Origin of the sequence: Streptomyces sp. M92 (assembly GCF_028473745.1) — a bacterium.
Taxonomy (GTDB): domain Bacteria; phylum Actinomycetota; class Actinomycetes; order Streptomycetales; family Streptomycetaceae; genus Streptomyces.
The window spans coordinates 1,462,294-1,475,247 of sequence record NZ_CP101137.1 but is presented as its reverse complement, the minus strand read 5'-3'; the positions used below and the strand labels follow the sequence as shown (position 1 = coordinate 1,475,247).

The window sequence follows — 12,954 nt, the reverse complement described above, 5'->3', positions numbered from 1 at the left end:
ACCGCCACTCGGCCCCTCGCTCGCGCAGCACGGCAAGCACCGTGATGGCGAGAGCGGTTGCCGTGAGGGCAGGCCGGCAGCGGACACGCGGACGGATGGGAGTGAAGGGCCGTGTCATGGGCGCGGTCTCCGTGACCGCGAGTTCTTCCCACGCCTCACGCCTCACCCGTCGACGCTCCCAGCACAGGAACAGGCCCCTACCCGCGAGCAACAGCAGGTAGGGGCCCTGATCAGTTCGGGTTACTTCTTCTTGCCCTGGTTCTTGACAGCCTCAATAGCCGCCGCGGCCGCGTCCGGGTCCAGGTACGTCCCGCCCGGGTTCAGCGGCTTGAACTCGGCGTCCAGTTCGTACGTCAGCGGGATGCCCGTCGGGATGTTCAGGCCCGCGATGTCGGCGTCGGAGATGCCGTCGAGGTGCTTGACGAGGGCGCGCAGGCTGTTGCCGTGGGCGGCGACCAGGACCGTGCGGCCGGTGAGGAGGTCGGGGACGATGTTGTCGAACCAGTACGGCAGCATGCGGCCGACGACGTCCTTCAGGCACTCCGTCTGCGGGCGCAGCTCCGGCGGGAGGGTCGCGTAGCGGGCGTCGGAGAACTGGGAGTACTCGGCGTCGCGGTCCAGGGCGGGCGGCGGGGTGTCGTAGGAGCGGCGCCACAGCATGAACTGCTCCTCGCCGAACTCGGCGAGGGTCTGGGCCTTGTCCTTGCCCTGGAGGGCGCCGTAGTGGCGCTCGTTCAGGCGCCAGTGGCGGTGGACCGGGATCCAGTGGCGGTCGGCGGCCTCCAGGGCGAGCTGGGCCGTGCGGATCGCGCGCTTCTGGACGGACGTGTGGACCACGTCGGGCAGCAGGCCGGCGTCCTTGAGCAGCTCGCCGCCGCGCGTCGCCTCCTTCTCGCCCTTGGGGGTGAGGTTGACGTCCACCCAGCCGGTGAACAGGTTCTTCTCGTTCCACTCGCTCTCGCCGTGGCGGAGGAGGATCAGCTTGTACGGTGCGTCGGCCATGCTTCCGAGCCTAATCGAACCCGCGCACCGGCCGCGCGGGGCGCCCGAGGCGCGGACGGTTGACGGGAAGTGTTAATCGAGTGGCTCCCGTACCGGCGCTTTCGTAGGTTGTTCGTACGTCACGTAAGACGTGCTTCCCGGCTCAGCCACTTACAGCTCAGCCGCTTACAGTCTTCGCCGCTCACAGTCTTCTCGGGGGTCCCATGTCCGTCACCGGTGTCAGGCGTGCCGTGCGGGAGTCCGTCTCCGGGCTCCCCCGCGAGTTCTGGTGGCTGTGGACCAGCACCCTGGTCAACCGGCTCGGCGCCTTCGTCGCCACCTTCATGGCGCTGTACCTGACCATCGACCGCGGGTACTCCGCCTCGTACGCCGGTCTGGTCGCCGCGCTGCACGGGCTCGGCGGGGTCGTCTCCTCGCTGGGCGGCGGGGTGATGGCCGACCGTCTCGGGCGGCGGCCCACGCTGCTCGTCGCGCAGGTCTCCACCGCGCTGTCCGTCGCACTGCTCGGCTTCGTGCGGGACCCGGTGGCCATCGCGGCCGTCGCCTTCCTGGTCGGCATGGCGAGCAACGCCTCCCGGCCGGCCGTGCAGGCGATGATGGCGGACATCGTGCGGCCCGAGGACCGTATCCGCGCCTTCTCGCTCAACTACTGGGCCATCAACCTCGGTTTCGCGATCTCCTCCATGGCGGCCGGGTTCATCGCCGAGTACAGCTATCTCGCCGGGTTCCTGATCGAGGCCGGGATGACGCTCGTGTGCGCCGTGCTCGTCTTCGTGAAGCTGCCCGAGTCCCGGCCGCAGGAGGACGTCGTCAACGGGGCTTCCGGTGCCACGGAGGTTCCCGTCTCGCTCGGGACCGTGTTGCGCGACGGGCGGTACATGGGGGTCGTCGGGCTGTCCTTCCTGATCGCCCTGATCTTCCAGCAGGCTTACGTCGGGCTGCCGGTGGCCATGGGCGAGGCGGGGTTCACGCCCGCCGACTTCGGTATGGCGATCGCCGTCAACGGGGTGCTGATCGTCGTGCTCCAGATCCCGGTCACGCGGTTCATCGAGCACCGTGACCCGCGGCTGCTGCTCGTCGGCTCGGCGCTGCTGGCCGGGTACGGGTTCGGGCTCACCGCCTTCGCCGGGTCGGTCGCGGTGTTCGCGCTGACCGTGTGCGTGTGGACGCTGGCCGAGATCGTCAACGCGCCGACCCAGACCGGGCTCGTCGTGCGGCTGTCGCCCGTGCGAGGGCGCGGGCGGTACCAGGGGATGTACACCATGTCCTGGGCGGTCGCCTCCCTCGTCGCCCCGCTGATGTCCGGGTTCGTCATCGACCGCTGGGGCGCCGAGTGGCTGTGGGGCGTGTGCGCCGTCGTCGGTACGGTGGCGGCGGCCGGGTACTGGGGGCTCATGCGGGGGCTGCCGCGGGAGGACGCCGCGGGCACGGAGACGGTTCCCGGCACGCCCTCGCCCGCGAAGACCGCCGAGGTCACACCCACCTGACCGGCGCCGCCCCGCTCACGGGTGCATCCGCGCCCCCTTCAGCACCTTGTCCACCGCGTTCCTCGGGCCGTACACGGCGAGGCCGACCAGGTCCAGGTCCGCCGTCGGTACGGCCCGTACCGCCGCCCGGTTGTCGCGGTCGTTGCCCGTGGTGAACAGGTCGGACGTGAACAGGGCGCGCGGCAGGGCGCGGGACAGCACGCGCGCGTGGGCGGTCGTCAGCGTCTCCTTGGTGCCCTCGAAGACCAGCACCGGCTGGCGGAACATCGGCAGGTAGCCGACCGCGTCGGCGTCCTCGTACGGCTCGCCGATCACCTCGGGACACTGCGATCCCAGGCCGCTCACCAGGAAGGCGGTGACGTTGAGGCGCTGCCAGGTCTCCAGGTCCTCGCGCAGCAGTACGGCGATCTTGGTGTCGAAGCGCGTGTTCATACGGTGAGACTGCCGGGCCGGGTACGGGCGGGTCTTGTACGTTCTTTGCATGGCCGCCGACCAGCGGACGCGCACCGTCTCCGCCTGGCGACCCCGCGTCCCGGGCGTCGTCGAGGTCTTCCACGCCCACTACACCGAGTACGCCTACCCGATGCACGTCCACGACGCCTGGACGCTGCTCATCGTCGACGACGGGGCCGTACGGTACGACCTGGACCGGCACGAGCACGGCACCCCGCACGACACGGTCTCGCTGCTGCCGCCGCACGTGCCGCACAACGGCTCCCCCGCCACCCCGGACGGCTTCCGCAAGCGCGTGCTGTACCTGGACGCCTCCCGGCTGGGCGAGGAGCTGATCGGGCCGGCGGTCGACGGCCCCGACCTGCGGGACCCCGTGCTGCGGCGGCGGGTCGGGCAGCTGCACGCGGCGCTCGCGCTGCCCGGGGAGGAGCTGGAGGCGGAGAGCCGGCTGACGTTGATCGGGGAGCGGCTGCACACCCACCTGCGGCCCCGGGGGCCCCGGGGCCGGGCACGTCGCGATCCCGTGCTCGCGCGGCGGCTGCGGGAGTTGCTGGACGAGCGGGTCGTCCAGGGCGTCACCCTCGACGAGGCCACCGCGCTGGTGCCCGCACACCCTGCCCACCTGGTACGGGCGTTCAGCGGCGCCTACGGCATCGCACCGCACCAGTACTTGATGTCCCGGCGCGTGGAGCGGGCGCGTCGGCTGCTGCTCGCGGGGCGTGCTCCGGCGGAGGTGGCCGGCGCGACCGGCTTCTACGACCAGGCCCACCTGACCCGGCACTTCAAGCGGCTGGTGGGGGTTACGCCCGGGGCCTATCGCACCGGCCGCACCCGGGGCTGACCGGGCGTCAGCCCTCGGAGTCCTCGGAGTCCTCGGAGTCCTCGGAGTCCTCGGAGCGCTCGGAGCGCTCGGAGCGCTCGGAGTCCTCGGTGCGCTCGATCAGGCGCTGGAACGCCTCCAGGTTCCGCGTCGACTCCCCGCGCGCGGTGCGCCACTCGTACTCCTTGCGGATGGCGGTGGCGAAGCCCAGCTCCAGCAAGGTGTTGAAGGCGCCGTCGGCGGCCTCCAGGACCTGGCCGAGGAGGCGGTCGATCTCGTCGGGGGTGACGGCGGCCAGGGGGAGCTTCGCGGTGACGTACACGTCGCCGAGGCGGTCGACCGCGTAACCGACGCCGTACAGCTTGAGGTTGCGTTCCAGGAGCCAGCGGTGGACGGCCGGTTCGTTCTCGTCGGGGTGGCGGACGACGAAGGCGTTGAGGGACAGGGAGTGCCGTCCGACGAGGAGGGAGACCGTCGTGGAGAGCTTGCGGGTGCCGGGGAGTTTGACGACGTAGTTGCCGGGTTCGGGGCTCTCCCACTCCAGCTCGGCGTCCTTCAGGGCGCCCTCGACGACCTGTGCTGCCTTCTGCGCTGCCTCAGCCATGGTGGGAGGGTACGCGACGGCGGTGGGCGTGGACCGCGGCCGTGTAGACGTCGGCGGTCGCGGCGGCGGCGCTGTCCCAGCCGAAGGACTGGGCGTGCCGGGCGGCGGCGTCGCCCATCCGGGGCACCAGCTCCGGGTTGTCGGCGAAATCGCCCAGCACGCGCGCGTACGCGGCGGGATCGTGGCCCTCGACGAGGCGGCCGGTGTGCCCGTCGCGCACGGCGACCGGGAGGCCGCCGACCGCGGCGGCGAGGACCGGGGTGCCGGCCGCCTGGGCCTCGATGGCGACCAGGCCGAAGGACTCGCTGTAGGAGGGCATGACGAGGACGGAAGCGGCCCGGAACCAGTCGGCGAGCTGTTCCTGGCCGACGGGCGGGCGGAAGCGGACGACGTCGGCGATGCCGAGCCGCGCGGCGAGTTTCTGCAGGCCCTCCGGCTTGGCGAGGCCGCTGCCGCTGGGGCCGCCGACGACGGGGACGAGGATGCGGGAGCGCAGCTCGGGGCGCTCGTCGAGGAGGACGGCTACCGCGCGCAGGAGTATGTCGGGGGCCTTGAGGGGCTGTATGCGGCCGGCGAAGAGCGGGATCAGGGCGTCCTGGGGCAGGCCGAGGCGGGCGCGGGCGGCGGCGCGGGCGTCGGTCCGCTCGCCGGGGCCGGGCTCGGCGCCCTTGGGGAAGGGGCGGAAGCGTTCGAGGTTCACGCCGGGGTGGACGACGGCGACCCTGGCCGGGTCGGCGGCGTAGTGGCGGACCAGTTCGTCGGCCTCCTCGGCGGTGTTGGCGATCAGCCGGTCGGAGGCGGCGACGATCTGGGTCTCGCCGATGACGCGGGCGGCGGGCTCGGGGGTGTCGCCGTCGGCCAGGTTGGCGTTCTTGACCTTGGCCATGGTGTGCATGGCGTGCACCAGGGGCGCGCCCCAGCGCTGGGCGGCGAGCCAGCCGACGTGGCCGGAGAGCCAGTAGTGGGAGTGGACCAGGTCGTAGTACCCGGGGCGGTGGCCGGCCCAGGCCTGCATCACTCCGTGCGTGAAGGCGCACAACTGGGCCGGGAGGTCTTCCTTCGCCAGGCCCTCGTACGGTCCGGCGTCGACGTGGCGGACGAGGACGCCGGGCGCGAGCTGGACGGAGGGCGGGAGTCCGCCGGCCGTCGCGCGGGTGAAGATCTCGACCTCGATGTTGATCGCTGCGAGGCGCTGCGCGAGCTCCACGATGTAGACGTTCATGCCGCCGGCGTCGCCGGTGCCGGGCTGGTGGAGCGGTGAGGTGTGCACGGAGAGCATGGCGACGCGCCGGGGCCTGCGGTGCAGCCTCAGCCGCGGGGAGGCCGCCGGTGAGCGACGCCCGAGCCTGCTGACGTACTGGCTCACGAGCCATTCCTCCTCGCTGCGGGCATGCCGGTCGGAGGAACGCGCCGCCCTCCGAAAGGTGCGAACGCCGGAGCGGGGCGCTCCATTTCCGGATTCCCCACCTTTGCCGAATCATTACCGGTGGTCGATCAACCGTTCGATGGGTGGCTGCGTCACCATCGCGGGGGGCGGACGCGTCCGGACGGACGGCCCCGGCCGCATACCCTCGTACGCATGCCCTCCCGCGCCACCGCCCGCACCGCCCCCGTGGGCACGGTCACCCGCGGGACGACGAACCCGAACCGGCTGCGCCGGATGGACCGCTGGATCGCCGCCGTCCACGGAGCCGAGCTGCGCCGCGCCGCCGACCCCGTCGCCGTGGACCTCGGGTACGGCGCGGCTCCCTGGACGGCCGTCGAGCTGCTGCACCGCCTGCGCACGGTCGCGCCGCACGCGCGTGTGGTGGGCGTCGAGATCGACCCGGCGCGGGTGGCGGCCGCCCAGCCGTACGCGCGCGCGGGGCTCGACTTCCGGCACGGCGGCTTCGAGGTGCCCGTCTCCCCGCGGCCTTCGCTCATCCGCGCGGCGAACGTGCTGCGGCAGTACGACGAGGGCGAGGTGGCCGCGGTCTGGCGGCGGCTGTGCGCGCGGCTCGCGCCGGCGTCGGAGCCCTCGCGCGGGGGGCTCCTGGTCGAGGGGACGTGCGACGAGATCGGGCGCCGGCACGTGTGGGTGGCGCTCGGGCCCGAGGGGCCGCGCACGGTCACCCTCGCCACCCGGCTGGGCTCCCTGGACCGCCCTTCCGACCTGGCGGAACGGCTGCCCAAGGCACTGATCCACCGCAATGTCCCCGGCGAGCCCGTGCACGCCTTCCTGCGCGACTTCGACCGCGCCTGGGCCGCCGCCGCGCCCTACGCCTCCTACGGCGCCCGCCAGCGCTGGATGCGGGCGGTGCGGGACCTGGCGGCCGACTGGCCGGTGACCGACGGGCCGGGGCGGTGGCGCCAGGGCGAGGTGACGGTGCGGTGGGAGGCGCTGGCGCCGCGCGGCTGAGCCGGACGACGGACCCGCCGGGTCCGGCGATGGCTCAGGGGGAGGAACGATCTCCGTGCGGCGTTCGTCACACAAGCGGGGGAATCGTCGTACGGCGCGGCAGAAGGGGGGATGCAGGAGGGAAGCACGACCTCTGTCGCTTTCCGCGCGGGCATGGCACGATCCCCCAGGCGACGTAAGTTACTGACGGTTAATCAGTTGGGGGCGAGGTATGCGCACGGGGAAGCATGGCTGGACGACCGCTGCCGTGTCCGTGGTCTGCGCGGTCACCGTGCTGGCGGCACCGGGCACGGCGTTCGCGGACCCGGGGCCCTCCCCCTCGCCCGGCACGCCCAGCGCCTCGCCCTCCGCCCCTGCCGCCACCCCCGGCAAGGACCTGGAGGCCGTGCGCAAGAAGCTCGACGGGCTCTACCGCGAGGCGGCCTCGGCCACCGAGGAGTACAACGCGGCCGAGGAGAAGGCGGACAAGCAGTCGGCCGAGATCGTCGAGCTGGCCAAGAAGATCGTCAAGGGCCAGGAGAAGCTGGACGGCCTGAAGGACCGCGCGGGCGCGGCGGCCCGCTCCCAGTACCGCACCGGCGGCCTGCCCGACGAGGCCAGGCTGATGCTGAGCGACGACCCCGAGGACTTCCTCGACGGCACCGGCCGCGTCGTCCAGGGCCAGCGCGCCACCAAGGGCCTGCTCGCCGAGATGACCCGCACCCAGCAGGACCTGGAGGCCTACGCGGCCGACGCCTCGGCACAGTTCGAGAAGCTGGAGGCGAACCGCAAGGCCAAGGCCACCGCCCAGAAGAAGATCGAGAAGCGGATCAAGGCGGCCGAGAAGCTGGAGTCCGAGCTGGAGCAGGAGGAGAAGGAGCGCCTGGCCCGGCTGGAACGTGAGGCCCAGGAGCGGGCCCAGACCGCCTGGCTCGGCTCCGGCATCCTGAAGGACCTCGACAGCGAGGCGACCGATCGGAGCCGCAAGGCCGTCGAGTACGCCACCGCCCAGGTCGGGAAGCCGTACCAGTGGGGCGCCGAGGGCCCTGAGGCCTACGACTGCTCCGGCCTGACCTCACAGGCCTGGGTGGCGGCCGGCACGGCGATACCGCGCACCTCGCAGCAGCAGTGGAAGCAGCTCCAGCGTGTCGACATCAAGGACATGCGCCCCGGCGACCTGATCATCTACTTCGACGACGCCAGCCACGTCGGCATGTACGTCGGTGACGGCTCCGTCGTGCACGCCCCGCGCCCGGGGCGCTCGATCACGATCGCGGGGGCGGGCACGATGCCCATTCTCGGGGTGGTACGACCCGGCACGGACGCATCCGCCCCCAAGTGACCCCTCGCGCCGGGAACGTGAACCGGGCCACGTGACCCAGTCCACGCCCGGCGCCCCGCCCCGCGTGACGTTCGTCATCCCGGGCCCCCGGTCGACGTGTCCAACTCCGGTACACAACGCGGCATATGACAGGGGCCGACGACCGTCCGGCGTGTCCTGGACCATTCCGCAGCGGCGGCGTCACCCGCTATGGTCCCCGTCGGTGGGTCGAGGTCCCTCGCCCCGCCATGCCCTCGGGGGGAGGGAAGGAAACCAAGACGATGCCCGTACCCGTACCGCGGCCAAGGGCGATCCCGGCCGTGGAGTGCGGTCAGGCGCCCGCCGCGTCCCAGGACCGCGGCCCCTCCACGGAACAGGCCCCGCCCGGGACAGCCCCGGCCGAGAACCTCTCCGGCCGGCCGGAGAACCGCACCCAGAAGCGCGAGAAGACCACGGAGAACCGCGAGAACACCCCGCCCCGGACCGCTGCCCAGACCACGGACCGGACCACGGACCGGGCCCCCGGCCGTGCCACGGACCACCATGGGAGCGCCGTCCCCACGAACCTGACGGTGCTGCTGATCGAGGACGACCCGGGCGGCTCACCGATCGTGCCCGACCTGCTCGACCAGTCCGGCAAGCCGATCCGCGTCCGCACGGCCCGCAACCTCACCGAGGCCGGCCGGCTGCTGACCGACGACGTCCACTGCATCCTGCTGGACCTCGCCCTGCCGTCCCCCGCCCCGGCCCCGGCCCCGCCCCGCACCAGCGCCGACGACGACGGCGACGGGGACGCGGAGGGACACGACGAGCTGGCGGTGCTGAGGCACGTGCTGGAGCTCGCGCCCCGGCACGCCGTGCTCGCGCTCACCTCCTCCAGCGACGCCGAGCGCGGCGCGGAGGCCGTGGCCGTCGGCGCCCAGGACTACCTGTTCCGCGACGAACTCGACGGCCGGCTGCTGAGCCGCGCGATCCGCTACGCCGTCGAGCGCAAGCGCTCCGACTCGGCGGAGCGGCGCCTGGCCGAGGGCCGGCTGCGCGCCCAGGAGAACCGCCGGCTGGAGCGCGGTCTGCTGCCGACCCCGCTCCTGGAGGGCTCCCCGCTGCGCTTCGCCGCCCGCTACCGTCCGGGCCGCTCCCGTGCCCTGCTCGGCGGCGACTTCTACGACGTCGTCCGCACCCCGGACGGCACCGTGCACGCCATGATCGGCGACGTCTGCGGGCACGGCCCGGACGAGGCGGCGCTCGGCGTGGAGCTGCGGATCGCGTGGCGCGCGCTGACCCTGGCGGGGCTCTGCGGCGACCAGCTGCTGGGCACGCTGCAGCAGGTGCTGGAGCACGAGCGGGCGCACGACGAGATCTTCGCGACGCTGTGCGCGGTGGACATCGCCCCGGACGGCCGCCGCGCCGGCCTGTGCCTGGCCGGGCACCCGGCGCCGCTGGTCGCCGGTCCGGGCACGCCCGCGAGGCTGCTGCCCTACGACAACAACGGCCCGGCGCTCGGCCTGCTGCCGGGCGCCCGCTGGCCGCGCATGCAGGTCGAGCTGGGCGCCGAGTGGAGCCTGATGCTCTACACCGACGGCCTGATCGAGGGCCACGTCGGCGAGGGCCGGGAGCGGCTCGGCCAGGACGGCATGGTGGAGATGGTGCGCCGGCAGTTCGCCGAGGGCCTGCAGGGCGAGCAGTTGCTGCGGGCGACCGTCAACGAGGTGCGCGAGCTGAACGGCGGCGAGCTGGCCGACGACGTGGCCGTGGTCCTGCTGGACCGGACGCCCTGAGCCGCCCGGTCCGCGCGCCGGTGGGGCGGGTCAGCGCCCGCCGTTGTACGGACCGTACGGGCCGTCGCTGCTGGAGCCTCGGCGGGTGCTGCGCCCGCCGCCCGGCAGGCCGCGCAGGGCGGGCCGCACGTCGACCATGTAGACGATCGTCGCGATGAGCCCGATGATCGGCAGGAACGACAGGATGTTGAAGACCAGGTTCACCACGAAGGCGAGCCCGAGGATGATCAGCCAGAACGGCTTGGTCTTCTTGTCGGCCGCGCGGTAGGCGTCCTCACGGCGCGTGGCGGCGTCGATCAACGCGAAGCCGCTGAAAAGGATCAGGGCGATGCTCAGCAGCCACATGAAGCCTGCGAACCCCTGCATCAGCACAACGTCCACCACCCGAGTCGGAGCGTCCTTACGCGGTCACCGTACCCGTTGAACGGGCCGGACATCCCAGAGGTGCCCGGCCCGGAGCCGGCTACTTCGCGGGCGGCGTCGTCTTCTTGGCGGCGGCGCTCTTCTTGGCCGGGGCCTTGCGCGGCGCCGGCGTCTTCTTCGCCGCGGCGGGCTTGTCCTCGGTGACCTCGACCGGCTCGGACTTGGCGGGCTCGGCGGGCTCGACGGCCACGGCGAACTCCTCCACGCCCTCGGCGACGTCCTCGATGCCGTCGGCGGCCTGGCCGCGCCAGGTGCGCACCGCCTGCTCGCCGCGCTCGGCGACCTTCTCGTAGGCCTCCCGTGCCTTGACGGCGTACTCGGCGGCGACGCCGACCGAGCGCAGGGCGAGGTCCTGGGCGTTCTCGCCGAGTTTCTTGAAGTCGGCGTCGAGGGAGCCGAAGAGCTCGTTGGCCTTGGCCTGGAGGGTGCCCTGGGTCTCCTTGACCCGGGCCGTCGCCTTCTCCTGGACGGCCTTCGGGTCGGTGTTGCGCACGGCCTCGATCCGCGCCGGAGCCTCGGCGCGCAGCTGCTCCACCAGTACCGGCACCCTCTTGGCCTGCTGGAAGGCCAGGTCGGCGGTGCCCGCGGCGAAGTAGAGCGGGGTGGGGTCGCTGAAGGTCTTGCGCAGGTCGTCGGTGATGGCCATGGTGTCTGGTCCTCCGGAATCGCGTTCTGCTGAGGGTTTTGGGGTTGTGCGGTGGTCCCGCGCCCGGCCGGCCACCGGTTGTCGGCTACGGCTCGCCGCCGCCGGCCGTACGGGTGCCGGGACCCGGTATGGAGTCCGCGCCCCCGGCGGCGTCGCCCGCCGCCGCGTCCTGGGCCGGCGCCGCTTCCTCCGCGTCGGTCCCGAACCCGTTCTCCTTGCGGAAGGACTCGTAGATCTGGAGCAGCACCTGCTTCTGCCGCTCGTTGAGCGAGGGGTCGGCGAGGATGACCGCACGCGTCTCCACGTCGTCCCGGTCCCGCTCCGCGTCGAGGATCCCGGCCCGTACGTACAGCGTCTCGGCGGAGATCCGCAGCGCCTTGGCGACCTGCTGGAGCACCTCCGCGCTCGGCTTGCGCAGCCCGCGCTCGATCTGGCTCAGGTACGGATTGGACACGCCCGCGGCGTCGGCGAGCTGCCGCAGCGACAACTGCGCGTTGCGCCGCTGCTCGCGCAGGTACTCACCGAGGTTGCCGAGATTGCCGACGTTGAGCGAGGCCATGCCTCCACCATGCACCAGCTTGCTAACTATTGCAAGCAGGTGCTTGCAATAGTGCCCGCACCCACTTTTTTGTGCGTACTGGGCAACGCGCCCCGCCCCGTTCGAGACTGAAGCGGCAGGCAGGCAGGCAGGCGTCAGGAGGCCGCGCGGACGGCGGCCTCCGGTTCCGCCAGCAGCTCCAGGCGACGGTGGCCCCAGTCGGAGAGGGGGGAGAGGGCCTCGGCGAGATCGCGGCCGAACGCGGTCAGGGAGTACTCGGTCTTGGGCGGCAGCACGTCGTACACCTCGCGGTGCACCACGCCGTCCGCCTCCATCTCGCGCAGCGCCTGGGTCAGCACCTTCTCGGTGAGACCCGGTGCCTGACGGCGCAGTTCGGCCGGCCGGTGGGGCCCCGACTCCAGCAGCCACAGCAGCGTGGTCTTCCACTTGCCCTCGATCACGGCGATCGCGGCGGTCACTCCGCAGACGTTCGGATCGATGCGCCGGTGCGCCATGCCCTGCCCCCATTCATCAGCAATTATTCTTCACAGTACGGGAGTTGAAGCATGTCCGCACACACCGACCAGCCCTTGGCCGTCACCGTGCTCGGCCTGGGCCCGATGGGCCGGGCGCTGGCCGCCGCCTTCCTGGCCGCCGGGCTGCGCACCACCGTCTGGAACCGCACGCCCGGCCGGGACGCCGACCTGGTCGCCCAGGGCGCGATCCCGGCGGCCTCCGCCGAGGAGGCGGTCGCCGCCGCCCCGCTGACCGTCGTCTGCGTGGTGAACTACGACGCCTCCGACGCCGTACTGCGCCAGGACGCCGTCACCGCCGCCCTCAAGGGCCGCACGGTCGTGAACCTGAGCGCCGACACCCCCGCGCGGGCCCGGGACACGGCCGAGTGGGCCGACCGCCACGGCGTCCGCTACCTCGACGGGGCGATCATGACCCCGACCCCGACCATCGGCACGGACGACGCGGTGTTCCTGCACAGCGGCCCCGAGGAGCTGTACCGGGAGCACCGGCCGGTGCTGGCGGCGCTCGGCGGCACGCACACCCACCTCGGCGAGGACACCGGGCGGGCCGCGGCGTACGACATCGCGCTGCTCGACATCTTCTGGACGGCGATGGCGGGCTACGCGCACGCCCTCGCCGTGGCCCGGGCGGAGGGCGTCACCGGCGCCGAACTCGCACCGTTCGCGCAGGGCATCGCCGCGATCCTGCCGCCGCTGTTCACCGAGTTCGCCGCCGACACCGACGCCGGTACCTACTCGGGCGAGCTGAACCCGATCACCTCGGCCGCCTCGACCATGGCCCACGTCGTCCACGCCTCCGAGGCGCACGGCATCGACGCGAGCCTGATGCGGGTCGTCGAGGGGCAGGCCCGGCGGGTCATCGCGCGCGGGCACGGAACGGACGGGTACACCCGTGTCGCGGACGTGATCACCGGGCGCTGACCCGGGCGGCGGCCGCCGGAAAGGCACGGGGCCGGCAGGAGGGCGGCG

The 12,954-nt window shown here is 72.8% G+C and carries 14 protein-coding genes; 6 read left to right on the top strand and 8 right to left on the bottom strand.

All coding sequences use genetic code 11. From position 1 onward, the window contains the following. Positions 1–240 precede the first annotated feature (240 nt). Positions 241–1,002 (bottom strand): phosphoglyceromutase, encoded by a 762-nt coding sequence (locus M6G08_RS06590; RefSeq protein ID WP_272586253.1) that lies wholly within the window; start codon positions 1,000–1,002, stop codon positions 241–243. Positions 1,003–1,205: 203 nt separating this feature from the next. On the opposite strand from M6G08_RS06590, the gene M6G08_RS06585 reads away from it, so the two are divergent. Continuing rightward, on the top strand, positions 1,206–2,489 hold the full coding sequence (locus M6G08_RS06585; RefSeq protein WP_272586252.1) for an MDR family MFS transporter: 1,284 nt from the start codon (positions 1,206–1,208) through the stop codon (positions 2,487–2,489). A 15-nt stretch (positions 2,490–2,504) separates the two neighbouring features. On the opposite strand, the gene M6G08_RS06580 is transcribed toward M6G08_RS06585, so the two are convergent. Continuing rightward, a complete protein-coding gene (locus M6G08_RS06580; RefSeq protein WP_272586251.1) occupies positions 2,505–2,972 on the bottom strand; it encodes a PTH2-like family protein in 468 nt (155 codons plus the stop codon). Here M6G08_RS06580 and M6G08_RS06575 point away from each other — a divergent pair. Continuing rightward, positions 2,971–3,783 (top strand): AraC family transcriptional regulator, encoded by an 813-nt coding sequence (locus M6G08_RS06575; RefSeq protein ID WP_272586250.1) that lies wholly within the window; start codon positions 2,971–2,973, stop codon positions 3,781–3,783. The two genes, M6G08_RS06580 and M6G08_RS06575, sit on opposite strands and share 2 nt — an antisense overlap. Before the next feature lie 7 nt (positions 3,784–3,790). On the opposite strand, the gene M6G08_RS06570 is transcribed toward M6G08_RS06575, so the two are convergent. Together M6G08_RS06570 and mshA are read right to left on the bottom strand one after the other, a co-directional pair. Continuing rightward, on the bottom strand, positions 3,791–4,366 hold the full coding sequence (locus M6G08_RS06570; RefSeq protein ID WP_272586249.1) for a type III secretion system chaperone family protein: 576 nt from the start codon (positions 4,364–4,366) through the stop codon (positions 3,791–3,793). Next, positions 4,359–5,732 (bottom strand): D-inositol-3-phosphate glycosyltransferase, encoded by a 1,374-nt coding sequence (gene mshA, locus M6G08_RS06565; RefSeq protein WP_272586248.1) that lies wholly within the window; start codon positions 5,730–5,732, stop codon positions 4,359–4,361. The genes M6G08_RS06570 and mshA overlap by 8 nt, the downstream gene beginning before the upstream one ends. Positions 5,733–5,945: 213 nt before the next feature. On the opposite strand from mshA, the gene M6G08_RS06560 reads away from it, so the two are divergent. The 3 genes from M6G08_RS06560 to M6G08_RS06550 all read left to right on the top strand — a co-directional run bounded on the left by M6G08_RS06560 (position 5,946) and on the right by M6G08_RS06550 (position 9,842). Next, positions 5,946–6,764, top strand: coding sequence for a class I SAM-dependent methyltransferase (locus M6G08_RS06560; protein WP_272586247.1), 819 nt, complete (start codon positions 5,946–5,948; stop codon positions 6,762–6,764). Positions 6,765–6,975: 211 nt separating this feature from the next. After that, the gene (locus M6G08_RS06555; protein ID WP_272586246.1) at positions 6,976–8,085 is read left to right on the top strand and encodes a C40 family peptidase; all 1,110 of its coding nucleotides are present in this window, start codon (positions 6,976–6,978) and stop codon (positions 8,083–8,085) included. Positions 8,086–8,345: 260 nt separating this feature from the next. After that, the gene (locus M6G08_RS06550; protein ID WP_272586245.1) at positions 8,346–9,842 is read left to right on the top strand and encodes a PP2C family protein-serine/threonine phosphatase; all 1,497 of its coding nucleotides are present in this window, start codon (positions 8,346–8,348) and stop codon (positions 9,840–9,842) included. Between the two features lie 30 nt (positions 9,843–9,872). On the opposite strand, the gene M6G08_RS06545 is transcribed toward M6G08_RS06550, so the two are convergent. From M6G08_RS06545 to M6G08_RS06530, 4 genes are all read right to left on the bottom strand, one after another. Continuing rightward, positions 9,873–10,208 carry a DUF2516 family protein gene (locus M6G08_RS06545; protein WP_198941427.1) on the bottom strand — a complete coding sequence of 112 codons (336 nt, stop codon included), beginning with the start codon at positions 10,206–10,208 and terminating at the stop codon, positions 9,873–9,875. 97 nt (positions 10,209–10,305) lie between these two features. After that, positions 10,306–10,911, bottom strand: a complete 606-nt coding sequence (locus M6G08_RS06540) for a hypothetical protein (protein WP_272586244.1) — start codon at positions 10,909–10,911, stop codon at positions 10,306–10,308. An 85-nt stretch (positions 10,912–10,996) separates the two neighbouring features. Further along, positions 10,997–11,470, bottom strand: coding sequence for a helix-turn-helix domain-containing protein (locus M6G08_RS06535; protein WP_272586243.1), 474 nt, complete (start codon positions 11,468–11,470; stop codon positions 10,997–10,999). Between the two features lie 134 nt (positions 11,471–11,604). After that, positions 11,605–11,964 carry a winged helix-turn-helix transcriptional regulator gene (locus M6G08_RS06530; protein ID WP_272586242.1) on the bottom strand — a complete coding sequence of 120 codons (360 nt, stop codon included), beginning with the start codon at positions 11,962–11,964 and terminating at the stop codon, positions 11,605–11,607. 51 nt (positions 11,965–12,015) lie between these two features. Between M6G08_RS06530 and M6G08_RS06525 the strand changes: the two genes are divergently transcribed. Then, complete coding sequence (locus M6G08_RS06525; RefSeq protein ID WP_272586241.1) at positions 12,016–12,906, top strand: NAD(P)-dependent oxidoreductase; 891 nt, start codon at positions 12,016–12,018, stop codon at positions 12,904–12,906. The last annotated feature ends 48 nt before the right edge of the window (positions 12,907–12,954 follow it).